Genomic DNA, 17,037 nt, shown 5'->3' with positions numbered 1-17,037 from the left:
TCGCGGGGGGGGGTGTGTGGCCGCCCCGGCGTACCGGGGGGGGCCCCGCCGGGGCCCTAAAAACAAAGCGCCCGGGGGGGCTTTCCCACCCCCCCCCCCACGGCTCCCTGGATGGGGCAAATCGGCCTACGCGCCCGGCTCCGCAAGCCGGTCGCGATAACTTCTTGTAGGGCTACTCGGACTTGAACCGAGGACCTTAGGATTATGAGTCCCGCGCTCTAACCAGCTGAGCTATAGCCCCGTGCGCCCTGCGGACCGCCGGCTCCGTAGGGAGCCTCGGCAGATCCGGGGCAAAAACACTCTAGCAATAGTAGTCGCCTGTTACGTGCACCAGCGCTCCAGGCGCCTGGCGGTACGTTGCGATCACCGCTTCGGGATCACACCACTTTGTCGTCGTAAGTGGCCCCGCGGTAGAGATCTTCAAACGTCTGCAGCGTCCCCTGGATACTGTGCGGCTCCACCATGCAGCGGCTGGCCTTGCCCATCGCGGCGAGGTCCTCGGCCGGAAGCTCCAGGACCCGCGTGATCTTGGCGGCGAGGTCGTCACTGTCATTGGGGGTGAAGAGGTATCCGTTTTCGCCGTCGCGCACCAGGTGCGGCAGCGCCATTGCATCCGCCAGCAGCACCGGGGTGGACGCGGACATGGCCTCCAGCGTGACCAGGGACTGAAGCTCAGCTGTTCCCGGCATGCAGAACAGGTCCGCCTTGATGTAGGCCTCGCGCAATTCGGCGTCGCTGGCCAGGCCCAGGAACTTCACCCGCGATTGCAGTCCCAGCCGCGCCACCTGCGCTTCGAGGGCGGCGCGGACCTCGCCTCCGCCGACGATCTCCAGGTGGACATTCAGCTCGGCGGGGGTCTTGGCCACGGCATCAATGAGGATGTTGACGTGCTTCTCCTCAGCGAGGCGGCCTGCGAACAGCACGGTGGGATACGGGTGCCGCTCGATGACCTCGCCCTCGCGGAGTTCATAGGCAGCCGAATCTATGCCGTTGGAGAGCGGCAGAACCTTGCGCAGGAACGCGTGCTGGTGCATGGCCTTGGCAGCGAGCGGCGTGGGCGTGGTGACGACGTCAGCCCGGCCCATCACCTTGCCCATGTCCTTCCAGGAAATGCGACCCACGATGTCCTTGAACCACTGCGGAAACGGCAGGAAGGGGTTCAGGTTTTCCGGCATGAAGTGGTTGGTAGCGATGATCCGCACGCCGCGCCGTTCGGCTTCGTAGAGCACGTGCTCGCCGATCATGTAGTGGCTCTGGATGTGCACCACGTCCGGCTTGACGCGGTCAAACAGGAGGCTGATCTCCTTCTTGATCTCCCATGGGAAGGTAATGCGGAAGTACTCGTGCGTGGGAACTGAATGCGAGCGGATCCGGTGCACCGTGCCCTCCGCGCGGAACTCGGTGTAGCTCTTGCCCTTGTCCGGCCGGCACGCCAGCACATGGACGTCGTGTCCGCGTGCGGTCATGCCCTTGGCCAGCCGGTATCCGAATTGCGCGGCTCCGTTGACGTGGGGCGGGTAGGTGTCCGCAGCAATCAGGATGGTGAGTGGTTGCTGGCTGTCGGGCAAGGTCACGTGGAGAGCTCCTGGTGGTCACGGTGCGGTCAGCGCTGCTGTGGCGGCCGGCTGGCCCTCGGCGCTGTCGCGCCGGGACTTCTGGTGAAGTCTGGGTATCAGTCGCCCCTAGGACACCCGCCCTGCGGCCTTGCGCGCGTCCTTCTTGCGCTTGGTCACTTCGGGATGGTGCCGCGAGAGGGCGATTACCCCCACGATAGCAAGGGAAGCGGCTGCCCCCATGGCAATCGCCAGCACGGCGTGGACATCCGGCCGGAGTTCGCCCAGGATGGTGATGCCGATGGCTATTCCAACAATGGGGTCGATGACGGTAAGTCCGGCTATGACGAGGTCCGGCGGGCCGCCGGAGTACGCCGACTGGACAAACCACGAGCCCAGCCCGCCCGCCGCGGCGATGGCCACTACCGAATACCACTGCACGTTGAGCAGGGCCAGCCCGTTGGGGTCGAGCAGATGCTTGCCGATGATGCGGGTCAGCACTGCCACGAACCCGAACAGCACCCCTGCCCCGAGGATGTAAATGAAGGCGCTCATCCGGTGCTTGAACACCAGGGCCAGCGTGCCGAAGACGCCCACCGCAAGGGTGAGAAGCAGCACGATGGTGAGTTCGTCGTCGAAACTCACATGATGGTTTTCCTGCGTCACATTGACCGCCAGCAGGACAAACATCGCTGACCCGGTGACGCACGCCGAGATGGCCACCACCGTGGCCCGGTTAATGCTCAGGCCCTGGTCCTTGGCGTTGACGACCGTGGTGATGACCAGGGCGATGGCTCCGATCGGCTGCACCACCGTTAGCGGCGCCGACACGAGGGCGACGGCGTTCATCGCCATACCGGCGCAGAGCAGTAAGAGCCCGAAGACCCAGCGCGGATTGCGGATGAGCCGAAGCAATCCGTGCGTGCTAAGCGCAAGACCTCCCGTATCCGCTTTGACCGCGCTGCCTTGGCGTTGCGCGCCGATGGCCAGGCAAAACGCGCCCAGCACGGCCAGGAAGACGGCGAGCCACACCATCAGCTGCGTCCGCCGTCGTTCGCGGCCTTGAGCCTGCCCTTACGGATGATGGCCCAGAAATAGTTGTAGCCGGCCACCCAGTGGCCGATCAGCCCGAGGCTGAGGAAGACCCATGCCGCCACAAAATAGATTTCGGTCAGCGGGATGGGCAGCTTGGCCAGCACCAGCAGCGGGGTGCCCACGAGCAGGAGCGCGGTGCGGATCTTTCCGATCCGGCTGACGGGCAAATCCGGGTGGCTGTGGAAATAGAACAGCGAAACGGCCATCAGGATGGCATCGGGAACCACCAGCGCCGTCAGGTACCACCACTCCACGACCCCGGCGATCACCAGGGTGACGGCGACGGCAATGAGGGCCATCCGGTCGGCCACGGGATCCATGATCCGGCCCAGCCTGGACGTCTGGTTGAAGCGGCGGGCGATGTACCCGTCCACCCAGTCCGTGCTGCCCATGATCACCAGCACGATCGTGGCGAGGGCATACTCCTTCTGCCACAGGACCAGCCAAATGAAGAGCGGAACGCCCATGAACCGGACCACCGTCAGGATGTTGGGGATGGTGAAGACGGCGTCGCTGTCTACGTGCCGCTGGCCCGGACGTGCGCCCGCGTTGATGAACTTCATCCCTAACCTCCTTCCCTTCCCGCTTCGACTGCCTGGGTGGTGCCGGTGACGCTAGCCTTTGAGGAGCTTGCGGAGGAGGACTACAAGGACGGCGGCCGATGCCACGAGTGCAGCCAGCGGCTTCCAGCGCGCTCCGGCCTGGCTCTCGCCGGCGCGGTTCAGCAGGTTGGATGCCGAGCGGCTGAGGGATTCCGCCTGCTGGCCGGCGCGGGCCTTGCCGGATTTCAGGCCGGCTTCGGCGGCGACCAGCAGGAGATGCGCCTGGGTCTTGACGTCGAGCTCCTCGCCAAGTTCGTCGCGGACGCCCGTCAGGTGCCGGCGGCGCTTGTCCAGCCGACTCCGGAGTTCGGCTTCCGTGGGGGCGGGCACGTCAACCTTTTCGGCAGCGGCCTTGGCCTCCTTCTCCGCCTTTTCCTGAGCCGCCTTCGCTTCCTTCGCGGCCTTGGCGGCTTTGGCCTGCTCGGAGGTCGGATCCAGGACAGCCGGGTCGAATTCCGAGCCTTCCTTCACAATGCCGAGATCGTGCTTGAGTCCGCGGATCGTGTCCTCGGGCACCAGCGGCATGGCCTTCTTGAATTTACTCATGCCGATAAGCGCGCCGATGAGGGCGATGACAAGGAAGACGGCGCATACGAGCAGGGCTGCCAGCCAGGCCGGCATGATGGTGGCAAGCCCCATGATTGCCGCAACGATGAGTCCGGTGACGAGGAAGGCGACAAACACCAGTGCGACGGCCAGGAACGCTGCAGCCACCCCGACCTGGATGCCCTTGCGCTTCAGCTCGATCTTCGCGAGGGCGATTTCGTCGTTCAGCTGCCGTGGTGCGAGTTTGGCAACCAGCCTCAGCGTTTTGGGCAGCGCCGCAATACTCAGTCCGCTAGTTGTCCGGCCGCTGTGTCGTCCGCTCATCGATCCCGCCTAACTGGTTCCATCTTTGATTCGGATTCCGTCGGATTCCGGGGGCCTGCGCGGCTTCACACACTCCCCGTTGACAAAACTATCATTCAGGTTCGGCCCCATCTTCGGCTAATAACCCGTGGCGCGCCCTCCAACGCTGTAAAAGTATGATCTGAGCGCCATAGGATTGGTCCCTGTGAGCATTCCCGCCAATCCGGGCGACTCCCTGAGCCGCAACCGGAAAATCCTGTACATCCTCCTTCTCGGCGCCCTGACCGCACTGGGACCATTTACGATCGACCTCTACCTGCCGGCGTTCCCCGCCCTTGAGGCAAGCCTCGGGGTGTCCGAGGCTGAAGTGCAGCTCACGCTGACCGGGACAACCGTGGGCTTTGCCCTGGGGCAGCTGGTGGTGGGGCCGTTGAGCGACAAGTTCGGCCGGAGGGTTCCGCTGATCCTTGCCACGGCCCTGCACATCAGCGCCTCGCTCGGCGCCGCGTTGTCCACGGACCTCGCCACGCTGGGATTGTTCCGGGTCCTGATGGGCATCGGCGCTGCCGGCGGCGGCGTGGTGGCCATGGCCATGGTGCGGGACCTCTTCACGGGATACGCCATGGTGCGGATGTTCTCGCGGATGGCCTTGGTCAACGGGCTGGCCCCGATCCTTGCACCGGTCATCGGCTCCCAGCTCCTGCTGGTCATGCCCTGGCCGGGCATCTTCTACTTCCTGGCCGGCTACGGCACGCTGGTGATCATCGCCGCAATCCTCCTGGTGCGCGAAACCCTCCCCCGCGAACTCCGGGGCAAATCCGGCCTGACGGCGGGCCAGCGTTACAAACTGCTCTTTTCGGACCGGATCTTCGTGGGCCTGCTGCTGCTCGGCGGCATGAACTTCGCCGGGCTCTTTGCCTACCTCTCGGCCTCCCCCTTCCTGTTCCAGGATGTGTACGGGTTCTCGCCGCAGCAGTACGGCCTGCTTTTCGGCATCAACTCGCTGGGCATCGTGGCAGGCGTGCAAACCAGCTCCCGGGTGATCAGGCGGGTTCCCCCGCAGTGGATCCTGGCCTGTTCCACCGCGTGGATGTTCCTGATGGCCGTGCTGATTGTCGTGTTCGACCAGTTCGGCCTGGGGCTCTGGGGCGTGATGGTGCCGCTCTGGTTCTACATCCTGGGCACAGGCTTCACCTTCCCCTGCGTCCAGGTCCTTGCCCTTTCCAAGCACGGGGCGCAGGCAGGCACGGCGGCATCGCTGCTGGGAGCAGCAACCTTCATGATGGCCGGCATAGTCTCCCCGGTGGTGGGCTGGTTCGGCGACATCTCGGCAACCGTCATGGGCGGAGTCCAGGCCACGAGCATCCTGCTGGCCGCGGCGGCACTGTGGCTGGTGGTCCGCCCCCGCACGGTCCCCTCCATCCACTAGTACCTGCATCCACAAGCACCCGCAGCCGTCCCGGTACCCTGAAGCCATGGCCAAAAGACTTAACCGCAACCGCAGGGGGCTGTTCCTCGGCGCGGTGATCGGCGGCGTCGCCGGATACTTCGCCGGGCGGACGATGGGAAACCCGGCGATGGGCATCATCCTGGGCGCGATCGCCGGTTCCGCGCTCCTCTACCGGGTCAATCCCGGGCCCTGGAACCGGCCCTAACAAGTGTCCGGGCGTTCGGGCTTAGTGGCCCTGTTCCGGCAATTGCCCGCGCGATAAAGTTGTTTTGTGCCCGACTGGCAGCAGCATCATCCGCCCCTTCCGGCCACATGGCAGCGGTGCGACACCGGCATCCTGCCCCTGTGGTGGGAACGGTTGTGCGCACAGACCAGTCCGCAGTCGGCGGCACTGTACGCCGCCGGACTTTTCACTGAGGACCGGCGCCGCCCCATTGCCCAGTGGTTCAACCCCGCGTACAATGCGGCGCTCCTGGTCGCCCCGGAAACGTCCCCGGAGTGGCCGGTGCAGCGGTTCGGCATCTTCTATGCGCCGCCGAACAGCGGCTTCACCAGGGTGCACTCAGCGCCGCATGAGTGGCACCCCCGGGAGCCGCGGAAGTCCCCCACCGAGGACGAAGCGTTCCGTGCCGCCATCGACGAGGCAGAACGCTTCCTGCAGGTGGAGATGGATTTCGTCTAAAGCCTGAAACAGAAAAAGGGCCCCGTGGCCGGCTGTTCGCCGGCCACGGGGCCCGTCCGCTCCTCCTGCTGGACTTGAACCAGCAACCCTTCGATTAACAGTCGAATGCTCTGCCAATTGAGCTAAGGAGGAATGAAGCAGGTATGACATTAGCAAAGGTTCTGCCGCAATGTGAAATCGGCTGCCACAGCATCCGGGAATACCCCGCCGGGGTATAAAAAAGTCCCCGTTCCGGTGACCCGGAACGGGGACTGCGCGCTCCTCCTGCTGGACTTGAACCAGCAACCCTTCGATTAACAGTCGAATGCTCTGCCAATTGAGCTAAGGAGGAATGAAGCGGGTATTAGCCTAGCAAAGACCCGGCAGGTAAGTGAAATCGGGACCGACGATGACCGGGTCCGCCCTCGGCCGGTTCCGGATCCCGTCCGGGTTTTCAGGCGTCGGAACGCAGTGAACGGCGTTCCATTTCCAGCAGCATCAGCTCACGGTTCAGCCGCTGGAACTCTTCCGGGTGGGAGGAGGCATCCAGCCGCTGCAGCTGCCCCATCTTGTCCGCCTTGACCCTGGTGATCTGCAGTTCGAACAGCCGGGCGAGGATGTCCCGGCAGTACCTGAGCACGCCTTCAGCGTTGCTGGCCGGCAGCGGCACCACGGCGAGCTCCGAGACCAGCGGACGGAGGGGCTCCGGCACTTCGTTCATCACCTGCTCCACCCATCGCACGGGATCGCCGGTCAGTCCCGGCCCGGAGGCGCGCATGGCGTCGTGGACGGCCTGGTAGGCAGGGGTCCGGAACCCTGCCGCACTGAACCGGTCCCAGGTCCCGCCAGCCAGCATTGCAGGCTCCTGAAGCGCCACTTCCAGCGCCTGGCGCTCCATGGACGCCACCGGGTCCCTCGGGTCCGGCCTGTTGAAGGACGGCACAACGCCCGACGCCGGGAGTTCGGCAACGCCCGGCGCCGCTCCACTGCCTGCGGGTGCGTCGCCCTGGGCAGCCCGTTTGGCAGCGACGGCCACTGCGCGGCCGACCTCTTCGACGGGCATGCCGAGCCAGCCTGCCAGCTCGCGGGCATACCCGGGGCGGATGCCCGCGTCGCGGATCTGGGCCACCACCGGAGCAGACTCCCGCAGGGCCGCAATGCGGCCCTCGACAGTGTCGAGGTTGTGCCGCTTCAGCGAGGCCCTGATGGCGAATTCAAACAGCGGACGGCGGCTGCTGATCAGGTCGCGAACGGCGGAGTCGCCCCGGGCCTGCCGGAGGTCGCAGGGATCGGCCCCGGTCGGTTCCACGGCGACGTAAGTCTGCGCCACGAAACGCTGGTCCTCCTCGAAGGCGCGCAGGGCGGCCTTCTGGCCTGCGGCATCGCCGTCGAAAGTGAAGATCACCTCTCCCCCGGTGCCGTCGTCGGACAGCAGCCGCCGGGCGATCTTGATGTGGTCGGCGCCGAACGCGGTCCCGCAGGTGGCCACCGCCGTCGTGATCCCGGACAGGTGGCAGGCCATCACGTCGGTGTAACCCTCGACCACCACCAGCTGCCGTTCCTTGGCGATGCTCCGCTTGGCGAGGTCGATGCCATAGAGCACCTGGGATTTCTTGTAGAGCGTGGTTTCCGGAGTGTTGAGGTACTTGGGGCCTTGATCGTCCTCGTACAGTTTCCGGGCGCCGAAGCCGATGGTGTCGCCGGCGATGTCACGGATGGGCCAGATCAGGCGGCCTCGGAACCGGTCGTAGATTCCCCGGTTGCCTTCGGAGAACATGCCCGTCAGCTTCAGTTCGGCATCCGTGTAGCCGCGGCCGCGGAGGTGCTTGAGCAGCGCGTCCCAGCCCTGCGGGGCGTAGCCGACGCCAAACTGCTCAGCGGCCGCCCGGTCGAAACCACGGCCGTGCAGGAAGTTGCGGCCCTCGGCGGCGCCGGGAGTCAGCAACTGGGCGCGGAAGAACTCGTCCGCCACCTTGTGGGCGTCCAGGAGGCGCTGGCGTTTGCCCACGTCCTCCCGGCTGGGGCCCGTGCCGCCGTCTTCGTAGCGCAGTTCGAAGCCGATCCTGGCCGCCAGCTTTTCCACGGCCTCATGGAACGAGGAGTGGTCCAGTTTCTGGACAAAGGAGATGACGTCACCGTCCTCGCCGCAGCCGAAACAGTGGTACCTGCCCACCTGGGGACGGACTGTGAACGACGGCGAGCGCTCATCGTGGAACGGGCACAGGCCCTTGAACGATCCCAGCCCCGCGCCCTTGAGCGTCACGTAGCCGTCGACGACTTCCTTGATGTCCGTGCGCTGGCGTACTTCGTCAATATCTTCTCGTTTGATCAGCCCAGCCACAGAGCCATCCTAGTCCCCGTGCAGAACTACCGGCGTCCTGGCCGTTGCTGCTCAACGTCTGGCGGGCCCCGGCCCGCCCCCGCGCCGGTCCCCGTCCTGCAGGCTAAGGGCCAGCATGGGACAAAGAGCGACGGCGTCATGCGCCGCGTCGAGGTCGGCCGCCGCCAGGGGAACGTCAGTTCGCTGGCGCCCGGCCCGCCCGCGCGCAACGGGATAGCCCCAGTCATCCCGGTCCAGAACCCCGGAGAGCAGTTCGGTGCATAGGCCCCGCCCGTCGCACCGTGTCCAGTCGATATGAAGGATGGTATTCACGCCGCCACACCTCCGGGTCCGATGCATCGGCCGTTCAGGTGCGCCCGGACGTCGTCGGCGAAGACTTCCAGTGCGCTGCCGACCAGCCCGGCTGTTCCGTCCGGGTGCCGGCACGCCCCGCGTCCGGAGACAAGCCTGGCCAGACGGTCCAGTTCGCCCGGAAGCCGGGGATTCCTTTCCCCGGCGGCGATGCGGTTGAGTACCGACGCCATGGCCGGCAGGCCGAACATGCAGGGGCCACATTGACGCGCAGATTCCCGGGCGAGGTAGGAGGCAATCCGGGCGGTGACCTGGAGCCCGCAGTCATCAGCACCCAGGGCGTGGATAACGCCCGCTCCCGGTCGTACCGTGCGGTCCGCGGGTCCGGTGGGCGAGAGCATATACGGGCCCGGCCGGACCCAGCGGCCGTGGTATCCGCCAACCAGGACAGCGGACACGGAATCCGGGTCGGCGCCGGCGGAGCGGAGGACTCCCGGCAGGCTGGCCCCGCCGGGTACCTCCAGGACAACATCACGGACCGGAGCCGGGCCGGAGACCGACACCAGCCGGGTGCCCGGGTCTGTGGGGGTACCCGCTTCGCGGAACCATTCCGCCCCGTACCTGGCGATGAGGGCGACCTGCGCGAGGGTTTCGACATTGACCACCAGCGTCGGGCGGCCGTTGAGTCCAGCTTCGCTGAGGCGGCGGCGTTGGTCCAGTGGCAAGGCCGAACCGGTGGCAATCCTGTTGACGACGGCGCTCGCCTCGCCGGAAATGAACGTTTCGGGTGCTTCCACCACCTCTATCCGACGCGCACCCGGGTGCTCGGAGAGGGCCCGCCGCAGACCGGGAATGCTGGCAGCAGTGACATACATCCACATCTGGCCGGCGGACAGCGTCCGGGTCAGTGCAAGCAGGCCGTCGATCACCAAGTGCGGCGCATGGGCCAGAAGCGTCCGGTCCTTGAAGCTGAGCGGTTCTCCTTCGGCCCCGTTGGCAATCACCACCGGCCGGGCCGGAAGCAGCCCTTTCCGTCCGGACTGGACTGCGGACATGGCCTTGCGCCACGTTTCGAAGGCCGCGCCGCCACGCCCGGTGAGGCCTGCCGCCTCCAGCACAGGCAGGAATCCGGACGTCATGGCGTCGGTGTCCAGAGAGCCGAAGGTCTCCAGATGCCTTGTCAGTGCCGGGTCCGGACCTGCCGCCAGCAGCCGGGACAGCTGATGCCCTGCGGCCGGGAGGTGTTGTGCGAGTTCGTCAGGGAAAGGCTTCACAGGACGGTTCCTTCACGGGCTTTGGACGTTTCAAGGAAGGCTGCCGAGAGCCGCCAAACCACGGCTCCCGCAATGGCAAGCGCCGATAACGCCGCCAGGAGGAGGAACCAGGCGCTGCCGGCATCGGTGCCGTTTCCGATGGCGTGGGCCATCGCCACCGGCCAGACGCCGTAGCTGAGCCAATGGACGGCCTTGAAAGAACGCTGCCCGATCCGGTGCCGCAGAAGGGCTGTCACCGTCACGGCGGCCGCGAGATCCAGGGCCACCGTCCCCAGTCCCTGCCAGAACGGCCGGAACGACCCCATGAAGGGCACCACGACATCCACCGGGCGCAGCTTGGCGTAGGAGTCAAGTAGGAGGGATCCGACGTGCAGGGCCAGGAACACGGCCGCCAGCAGTGCGATGTTCCGATGCAGGATGCTGATGGAAAACCTTGGCAGCACCAGTAGCGGCCTGCCGGACCGGTTGAGGATTCCCAGCAGCACGGAAACGGTGAACAGTGCCAAGGCTATGAACCCGCTGGCCCGCCCGAAGGCCCACATCGCCTCATCCACGGGACACACCTGCCCCCGTGACGTAGCGCTCCGCCGGCCAGCCGCCAACCGCAACAACGCGTCCCTGCCGGTCCACGAGGCGGGCCGGGATGCCTTCGGACGTGAACCATGCGGGGGCGGCGGTGCCCCGGACAACGCCCGCGGTGCTGAACGCGTTGGCCTCGAGGCAGGTGGGGGCTGCCACCGTGACAGACCGCCAGACGGCGGCGGCGGGCAGCCCGAAGCGGGGGTCAAGGATGTGATGGACGTCGGTTCCGGCGTGCTTCCATCGCCGCTTCTGCGTGCTGGAGGTGGCGAGTGCGAATCCTGGTTCCAGGGCAATGTGCTGGTCCGGGTCGGCGGGCAGGTCCTGGACGAGGATCTGCCACTCGCCCGGCTGCACGGACGCTGCCGGCCCCGGTCCTGCGGTTGCCAGGTCTCCGCCCAGGCAGACGAGGGCCCCGCAGCCCAGGCGGCCAAACACCTCGGCGGCGGCACGGTCTGCCGCAACTGCTTTGGCTGTTGCGCCCAGGTCCAGCCGGAGATCGGCAGGAACGGTCAGAGTGTGTCCTTCGAGTGTGATGCGCTGCCAGCCCGGAACACGGCCGGCAGCCGGCGAAGGTTCCACGGGGAGGTGTTCTCCCGGCAACGACTTTCCGGGCGGGGAGGACGGGCCCGCACTGCCGGCTTTCAGCGGCACGCTGGTGATTCCGCGGGGATACCCCAGGGCATCGAGGTCGGCGCCCAGAGTCGGATCGACGTCGCCGTCCGTCAGTTGCGCTGCAGTGAGGGCGCATTCGATGAGGAACCGGAGGGTGTCGCTGACAGTGACTCCGGCGGCCATGTCCGGCTGGAGCATCATCAGTTCCGAATCGCGGCGGAACCGACTGCAGGCCAGGTCCACGTCGGCCACGATGCGCTGTACTATCCGTTCCGCTTCCGGCAGCATGGCCCGGTCTGTGACGGTAAGGCCGGCATCGAGCCCCCAGACAGTCCAGGTGGATTGCCCGTCCATGTCAGGATCCCGACGACTGTCCGTGGGTGAAGCCGCCGCTGCCCGGCCGCACAGGGCTGGCGCCGCCGTCACCGCGCTGGCGGCGAACGCCATTGTCCTGGGCACTGCCCGAATAGCCGCCTGATGAGGAACCGCTTGAGGACGGCCCTTCCGGAGCCTGCGACGTCGAAGTGGTGGAATTCGCCTTGGAAAGAACTGCCGGCGTGGCGGAATAGATCGCGGCGGCGGCAACGCCGGCTGTCGCGAGACTGCCTGCGCCGATGGCCGCGGTGATGCCGCTGGCCAAGCGCTTGCCCCTGTTGCGGGTACTCATGACCTGCTCCCGTCCCTTGCGGTCTGCCTGTCCTTCTATACTCCTCGCGCTTCCTGTGTAAATTCTTAGAACCAGCTGTTGATCGGCGTCACCACAGCGACGGCAGGCTGCCGACCAACCGCTCGTACATGGCCAGCGCGGACCCGTCGGTAAGCGAGGCGACCTGGTCGATGACGACGCGCAGGCGGGCCCCGTCGTCGGGCGCGTCCCGCCAGTCGGCGGCGAACATCGGCTCGAGGTGGCGGTCTCCGGTGGCGTTCAGCGCCGTCACCAGCGCGTGCAGGACCTCGCGCTGGCGTTCGTAGATGGGCTGGCGGTGCTCGGTGGTCATCACAAACGTGGTGGCCAGGCCCTTCATGACCGCGATTTCCATCACGGTCTCGTCAGGCACCATCAGCTCTGCGTTGTACCGGGTGAGGTCTTCGGGGCCGTAAACGGCCCGCGTTGTCTCCAGCGCGCTCTGGCAGAACCTGCCGATCAGCTGGCTGGTCATGTTCTTCAGCGCGGCCATCGCCTTGCGGCTGCCGTCGGCCTCCCGCACCCAGACATCCGTCGCCTCCAGCCGGGCCAGTGCGGCGTCAATCGCTGCGGGGTCGTTGTGCGGCAGGTACCACTGCTTGGCGTAGCCAACCACGCGGGCACGGTGGTCCGGGTTGTCCATCCAGCGCAACTGGAAGTGGCCCGCCACGATGGCGTCCTCGACGTCATGCACCGAGTAGGAAATGTCGTCCGCAAGGTCCATGACCTGCGCCTCCAGGCAGGACCTGCGCTCCGGCGCTCCCTCCCGGATCCAGTCAAAGATGGGCAGGTCATCCTCGTAGGTACCAAACTTGCTGGTCCGCTGGCCATGGATCACCGGGGCATTCAATGCCGACCACGGGTACTTGGCCGCAGCGTCAAGGCTGGCCCGCGTGAGGTTCAGCCCTGCCGGGGTTCCGTCCGCAGCCAGGACTTTGGGTTCCAGCCGGGTCAGCAGCCGGAGGGTCTGGGCGTTGCCCTCAAAGCCGCCAATGCCGTGCGCCATCTCGTTTAGAGCGGATTCACCGTTGTGCCCGAAAGGAGGGTGGCCAAGGTCGTGGCTGAGGCAGGCGGTGTCCACGACGTCGGGATCGCAGCCCAGCGCCCGGCCCAGTTCGCGGCCCACCTGGGCCACCTCAAGGCTGTGCGTCAGCCGGGTCCGGACAAAGTCGTCGGTGTCCGGCGCAACCACCTGGGTCTTGGCGCCCAGCCGGCGCAGCGCGGACGAGTGCAGGACCCGGGCCCGGTCACGTTCGAAGTCCGAGCGGTAGGTGGATTTAGGCGGTTCCTCCACCCAGCGGGCGGAGTCGTGGGCCTCGTAGCCCGGCAGCACGGGGGCTGTGGTCCGCGTTTCAGCCACCTGACACGTCCAGTTCGGCGGCGGCGATGTCCTGGGACTGTTCGGCGTTAAGCGCCCGGGATTCCAGCCAGTCCTTGGGCAACGCCGGTTTCTTGGGCGAACCGGCGCGGCCGCGGGGACCTTCGGCATCCACACCCGGGTAGGGGGAATCCTGGTCCAGCCCGGCCAGCGTATCGCGCAGCACCTCGAGGCTGGTGACCAGGGCAAGACGTGTGCGCAGCTCCCCGCCCACCACGTAACCCTTGAAGTACCACGCCATGTGCTTGCGGATTTCACGCAGGGCCTTGCCTTCGTCGCCGAAGGTTTCCACCATGAGTTCCGCGTGCCGGTACACGCCCTCCGCCACCTGCCGCAGGTTCGGCTTGTGGCGGGTGTCGCTGCCTTCGAAGGCTGCCTGGAGGTCCCCGAAGAGCCAGGGCCGGCCCTGGCACCCGCGGCCAATCACCACGCCGTCGACCCCGGTCTCCCGGACCATCCGCACGGCGTCCTCGGCGGACCAGATGTCGCCGTTGCCCAGCACCGGAATGTCCGGCAGTGCTTCGCGTAGGCGGGCGATGGCGGACCAGTCCGCCTGGCCGGAATAGAACTGCGCCGCGGTGCGGCCGTGGAGTGCGACGGCGGCGACGCCGGAATCGCGCGCAATCCGGCCGGCGTCAAGGTACGTGAGGTGGTCCTCGTCAATGCCCTTGCGCATCTTGATGGTGAGCGGGACGTTGCCCTTGGACGCCTCTTTGACGGCCGTCTGGACGATGGAGGTGAACAGGTCGATTTTCCAGGGCAGGGCGGATCCGCCGCCGCGCCGCGTCACCTTGGGAACGGGGCAGCCGAAGTTGAGGTCGATGTGGTCCGCCCGGTCCTCCTCCACGAGCATCCGGACCGCCTGTCCGACGGTCACGGGGTCCACGCCGTACAGCTGGACGGAGCGGACCTTTTCGTCGTCATCATGGGAGATGATGCGCAGCGACTCGGGGGTGCGCTCCACGAGGGCGCGCGAGGTGACCATCTCCGCCACATACATGCCGCCGCCGTATTCACGGCAGAGCCTGCGGAAGGCGGAGTTGGTGATGCCCGCCATGGGGGCCAGGATCACGGGGGTGTCCACCGTGAGGGGTCCCAGCTTCAGGGGCGGGAGTTCCAGCTTGGGGGCGGGAGGAGTCGCTACAACAGTCACCCGTTCATTGTCTCAAAGCCGGGCAAATCGGCGAGCCGGCCGCCGAATGGCCGCTCCTGCAGGGGGGACGGGCCCGGCTACTCCCCCTCTGCGGCCCGACGTGCCCGCCGGCTGCCGGGCAGCGGTTCCCGCGCGGTTTCACGGGAGGCAGGGGTCTCGGCGCGCGTCCGCCCGCCGCGTGAGAGCGCCGCTGCTGCCGCGAGCGCGCCGGTGTCCGCGACGTCGGCGGGCATCACGGGCGGCCGCCCCGAAGCGGTGCTGCCGGAAGCATCGCCGCGGGTGTGCGGCCCGGCCGCGGGCCTGATCCCGGTGGCCTTGACCACCAGCACCGCGATCAGGGTGGTGACGGGGATCGCCAGCACCAGTCCCACGGAACCGACGAGCGTCCTGATGACTTCTTCGGACAGCTCAGCACTGGTCAGTGCCTCTCCGAGCGGGCGGTCGTAGAGCATCACGATAATGAGGATGGGCAGCGCCGCTCCTGCGTAGGCAAAGGCGATGGTGTACACGGTGGAGGCGATGTGGTCGCGGCCGATCCGCATGGCCGAGGAGAAGAGCTGGCGGGCGCTTGTCTCCGGAGCAAGTTCGTAGAGTTCCCACACCGCCGAGGACTGGGTGATGGTGACGTCGTTCAGGACGCCGAGTCCGGAAATGATCAATCCGCACAGGATGATGCCGGAAATGGAGATATTGTCCGAAATGTTCGCCAGCGTAGCGGCATCATGGCTGCCCACGCCGGCCAGGTTTGCCGCGTCGGTGGCCCAGGCCGCCAGCAGCGCGGTGATGCCGAGGCCGAACATGGTGCCCAGCAACGCCGTGGAGGTCCGCGCCGAGAAGCCATGGGCGAAGTACAGGACGCCGATCATGATCACGGTGGACCCCACCAGCGCCAGCAGCAGGGGCGGCTTCCCTTCCACCAGCCCGGGCAGCATGAACGTCACCAGCACCGCGTAGGCGCCCACAAGGCCGATCAGCGCCCGCAACCCGCGCCACCGCGCCACCGCGATAACCACCGCGGCGTAGAGGACTGCCAGCAGGATGATGGGCAGGGTGCGGACGAAGTCCACGAAGATATAGGCAGGCGCGCCCTGCCCGGACGCGCCCTGGGCGTTGGAGAGGTTCAGGTACCGGATGTCGTCTCCGACCTTGACTCCGTGGGATTTCACCACGTCCGGGTTGATCACCACCTTGACCGGGTTGCCGCCCTTGTCCGGCTCGGTAAATGCGAAGGTGCAGTCGTTCCCCGGCTGCGCGGCGCCCTGCCCCGCACCGGGCTGGGCGGTGGTGTTTTGGCCGGTACTACCCTGGGTGCAGCTTTCCACCACCACGCGCTGGATGGTGCCGGTATCGAAGGTCACTCCGGGGGCGGCCGCGTACGGGCTGGCCAGCTTCAAGTCCTGCTTGTTCCCGGACGGCCACATCATGATCATGGCCGCAAGGGTCAGCAGCGTCAGCGGAATAAGCACCGCAGCGAGGAGCCAGTTGGCCCGCTTGCGCGCAGCCAGAGCCCCGGGTGTCGGATCCGAATGGTCTGTGTGGCCGTGCGAGTGTCCGGCACCCATCAGCAGTAAAACCTCATGCCTGCACTTTACTGGGGCCTGGGCACCCTCCGGTTGCCCATCTTCACCAGCGACGGCTCCGAATGCCCTGTGAGAGCCCGGAATGCGCGGTGCCCGTGCACTTCCGGACGCGCCTGAATTCCATCAAGGAACTGACCAGCGGAACTAAACACGGGAACCCTTGGGTTTATAACTGTAGGACGAGGAGTCTGGAGGCCCGCATGGGTAATCGCAGGAATGTCGACGGAAGCACCAAGCCCGTTCTGACGGTGCGCGAGGCGGCGGGAGAGACCCGCGGCGTGGCGCTGGTGCTGCACGGCGGCCGCTCACACAGCTACGAGCCCGTTGAGGCCCGCCACTTGAGCCCGGCCCGCATGGTCCCGTTCGCAAAGCGCCTGCACCGGGCCGGCGGCAGCCATGGACTTGCAGTCTGGACGCTACGCAACAGCGTGCGCGGCTGGAACGGCCCTGACATGTCACCGCTGCAGGATGCCCGGTGGGCGCTCTCCCGGATCCACGACGAACACCCGGGTGTACCCGTGTACCTGCTGGGGCACTCGATGGGAGGACTCACCGCCATTTGCGCCGCCGACGATCCCCAGGTGGATGCGGTCGTCGCCTTGGCCCCGTGGCTCAGCGCCGAGACACCGGCCGGGAACGTCGCCGGACGCCGGGTGCTCATTGTGCACGGTTCCACGGACCGCTGGACCAGCCCCGCCGCATCGCTGAACTTTGCCCGGCGCGCCTCCGCCGGGGCCAAGGAGTTACGTTATGTGTCGCTGGCAGGGGCTGGCCATTTCATGTTCCGCAAGGTCCGGCTCTGGCACGCCCTCGCTGCCGGGTTTGTCCTCAAGGCCTTCGCCGAAACCGCCGGAGTGGAACTGGACGGCGGCCGCGGGTTTGACGCCCTCCTGCCGGCAGCCGACCCCGGCGTCCCGGTAGTGCTCTGACC

General features: G+C 66.8%; 17 protein-coding genes and 3 tRNA genes. 4 read left to right on the top strand and 16 right to left on the bottom strand.

The genetic code is table 11. The features are described from left to right. Nucleotides 1–167: 167 nt before the first annotated feature. The 5 genes from ACFVWT_RS19755 to ACFVWT_RS19735 form a co-directional block, all read right to left on the bottom strand. Nucleotides 168–241, bottom strand: a tRNA-Ile gene (locus ACFVWT_RS19755). A 136-nt stretch (nt 242–377) separates the two neighbouring features. Next, complete coding sequence (locus ACFVWT_RS19750; RefSeq protein WP_390250846.1) at nt 378–1,574, bottom strand: glycosyltransferase; 1,197 nt, start codon at nt 1,572–1,574, stop codon at nt 378–380. A 108-nt stretch (nt 1,575–1,682) separates the two neighbouring features. Further along, nucleotides 1,683–2,588: a DMT family transporter gene (locus ACFVWT_RS19745; RefSeq protein ID WP_390250844.1), complete on the bottom strand. Its 906-nt coding sequence runs from the start codon at nt 2,586–2,588 to the stop codon at nt 1,683–1,685. Further along, nucleotides 2,588–3,211 (bottom strand): CDP-alcohol phosphatidyltransferase family protein, encoded by a 624-nt coding sequence (locus ACFVWT_RS19740; protein WP_390250842.1) that lies wholly within the window; start codon nt 3,209–3,211, stop codon nt 2,588–2,590. Before ACFVWT_RS19740 ends, ACFVWT_RS19745 begins: the two co-directional genes overlap by 1 nt. A gap of 51 nt (nt 3,212–3,262) precedes the next feature. After that, nucleotides 3,263–4,120 (bottom strand): phage holin family protein, encoded by an 858-nt coding sequence (locus ACFVWT_RS19735; protein WP_390250840.1) that lies wholly within the window; start codon nt 4,118–4,120, stop codon nt 3,263–3,265. A gap of 184 nt (nt 4,121–4,304) precedes the next feature. Between ACFVWT_RS19735 and ACFVWT_RS19730 the strand changes: the two genes are divergently transcribed. The 3 genes from ACFVWT_RS19730 (at nt 4,305) to ACFVWT_RS19720 (ending at nt 6,231) form a co-directional block, all read left to right on the top strand. Continuing rightward, nucleotides 4,305–5,528, top strand: a complete 1,224-nt coding sequence (locus ACFVWT_RS19730) for a multidrug effflux MFS transporter (protein ID WP_390250838.1) — start codon at nt 4,305–4,307, stop codon at nt 5,526–5,528. A 46-nt stretch (nt 5,529–5,574) separates the two neighbouring features. After that, complete coding sequence (locus tag ACFVWT_RS19725) at nt 5,575–5,754, top strand: hypothetical protein (protein ID WP_390250836.1); 180 nt, start codon at nt 5,575–5,577, stop codon at nt 5,752–5,754. Nucleotides 5,755–5,820: 66 nt separating this feature from the next. Then, on the top strand, nt 5,821–6,231 hold the full coding sequence (locus ACFVWT_RS19720) for a hypothetical protein (RefSeq protein WP_390250834.1): 411 nt from the start codon (nt 5,821–5,823) through the stop codon (nt 6,229–6,231). Nucleotides 6,232–6,290: 59 nt separating this feature from the next. Here ACFVWT_RS19720 and ACFVWT_RS19715 read toward each other — a convergent pair. The 11 genes from ACFVWT_RS19715 to ACFVWT_RS19665 form a co-directional block, all read right to left on the bottom strand. Beyond that, nucleotides 6,291–6,363 (bottom strand) — tRNA-Asn (locus tag ACFVWT_RS19715). A gap of 126 nt (nt 6,364–6,489) precedes the next feature. Further along, nucleotides 6,490–6,562 (bottom strand) — tRNA-Asn (locus tag ACFVWT_RS19710). A 102-nt stretch (nt 6,563–6,664) separates the two neighbouring features. After that, nucleotides 6,665–8,551, bottom strand: coding sequence for a DNA primase (gene dnaG / locus ACFVWT_RS19705; RefSeq protein WP_390250832.1), 1,887 nt, complete (start codon nt 8,549–8,551; stop codon nt 6,665–6,667). Between the two features lie 51 nt (nt 8,552–8,602). Beyond that, nucleotides 8,603–8,863: a ferredoxin gene (locus ACFVWT_RS19700; protein WP_390250830.1), complete on the bottom strand. Its 261-nt coding sequence runs from the start codon at nt 8,861–8,863 to the stop codon at nt 8,603–8,605. Then, complete coding sequence (locus ACFVWT_RS19695; protein WP_390250828.1) at nt 8,860–10,116, bottom strand: NADH-ubiquinone oxidoreductase-F iron-sulfur binding region domain-containing protein; 1,257 nt, start codon at nt 10,114–10,116, stop codon at nt 8,860–8,862. The genes ACFVWT_RS19700 and ACFVWT_RS19695 overlap by 4 nt, the downstream gene beginning before the upstream one ends. Next, on the bottom strand, nt 10,113–10,670 hold the full coding sequence (locus ACFVWT_RS19690; RefSeq protein ID WP_390250826.1) for a ferric reductase-like transmembrane domain-containing protein: 558 nt from the start codon (nt 10,668–10,670) through the stop codon (nt 10,113–10,115). The genes ACFVWT_RS19695 and ACFVWT_RS19690 overlap by 4 nt, the downstream gene beginning before the upstream one ends. Beyond that, nucleotides 10,663–11,664 carry an FAD:protein FMN transferase gene (locus tag ACFVWT_RS19685; RefSeq protein WP_390250824.1) on the bottom strand — a complete coding sequence of 334 codons (1,002 nt, stop codon included), beginning with the start codon at nt 11,662–11,664 and terminating at the stop codon, nt 10,663–10,665. Before ACFVWT_RS19685 ends, ACFVWT_RS19690 begins: the two co-directional genes overlap by 8 nt. Nucleotide 11,665: 1 nt before the next feature. Then, nucleotides 11,666–11,977, bottom strand: coding sequence for a hypothetical protein (locus ACFVWT_RS19680; protein WP_390250822.1), 312 nt, complete (start codon nt 11,975–11,977; stop codon nt 11,666–11,668). A gap of 88 nt (nt 11,978–12,065) precedes the next feature. After that, entirely contained in the window at nt 12,066–13,355 is a 1,290-nt protein-coding gene (locus ACFVWT_RS19675; protein ID WP_390250820.1) for a deoxyguanosinetriphosphate triphosphohydrolase, read from the bottom strand. Continuing rightward, nucleotides 13,348–14,526: a tRNA dihydrouridine synthase DusB gene (gene dusB, locus ACFVWT_RS19670; RefSeq protein WP_390250817.1), complete on the bottom strand. Its 1,179-nt coding sequence runs from the start codon at nt 14,524–14,526 to the stop codon at nt 13,348–13,350. The genes ACFVWT_RS19675 and dusB overlap by 8 nt, the downstream gene beginning before the upstream one ends. A 77-nt stretch (nt 14,527–14,603) precedes the next feature. Beyond that, entirely contained in the window at nt 14,604–16,088 is a 1,485-nt protein-coding gene (locus ACFVWT_RS19665; RefSeq protein ID WP_390250815.1) for a YibE/F family protein, read from the bottom strand. Between the two features lie 218 nt (nt 16,089–16,306). Here ACFVWT_RS19665 and ACFVWT_RS19660 point away from each other — a divergent pair, with 218 nt between their 5' ends. Beyond that, entirely contained in the window at nt 16,307–17,035 is a 729-nt protein-coding gene (locus ACFVWT_RS19660; RefSeq protein ID WP_390250813.1) for an alpha/beta hydrolase, read from the top strand. Nucleotides 17,036–17,037 lie beyond the last annotated feature (2 nt).

This window comes from Arthrobacter sp. NPDC058288 (assembly GCF_042880995.1).
GTDB lineage: Bacteria > Actinomycetota > Actinomycetes > Actinomycetales > Micrococcaceae > Arthrobacter.
The sequence above is the reverse complement of the archived record's forward strand: the minus strand, read 5'-3'. Positions and strand labels throughout refer to the sequence as shown.

Bases quoted from the DNA above. Each gene is read 5' to 3' on its own strand.
- ACFVWT_RS19740 (WP_390250842.1), bottom strand. From the start codon at position 3,211: ATGAAGTTCATCAACGCGGGCGCACGTCCGGGCCAGCGGCACGTAGAC.
- ACFVWT_RS19665 (WP_390250815.1), bottom strand. From the start codon at position 16,088: ATGGGTGCCGGACACTCGCACGGCCACACAGACCATTCGGATCCGACA.
- ACFVWT_RS19685 (WP_390250824.1), bottom strand. From the start codon at position 11,664: ATGGACGGGCAATCCACCTGGACTGTCTGGGGGCTCGATGCCGGCCTT.
- ACFVWT_RS19745 (WP_390250844.1), bottom strand. From the start codon at position 2,588: ATGGTGTGGCTCGCCGTCTTCCTGGCCGTGCTGGGCGCGTTTTGCCTG.
- ACFVWT_RS19660 (WP_390250813.1), top strand. From the start codon at position 16,307: ATGGGTAATCGCAGGAATGTCGACGGAAGCACCAAGCCCGTTCTGACG.
- ACFVWT_RS19735 (WP_390250840.1), bottom strand. From the start codon at position 4,120: ATGAGCGGACGACACAGCGGCCGGACAACTAGCGGACTGAGTATTGCG.
- ACFVWT_RS19725 (WP_390250836.1), top strand. From the start codon at position 5,575: ATGGCCAAAAGACTTAACCGCAACCGCAGGGGGCTGTTCCTCGGCGCG.
- ACFVWT_RS19680 (WP_390250822.1), bottom strand. From the start codon at position 11,977: ATGAGTACCCGCAACAGGGGCAAGCGCTTGGCCAGCGGCATCACCGCG.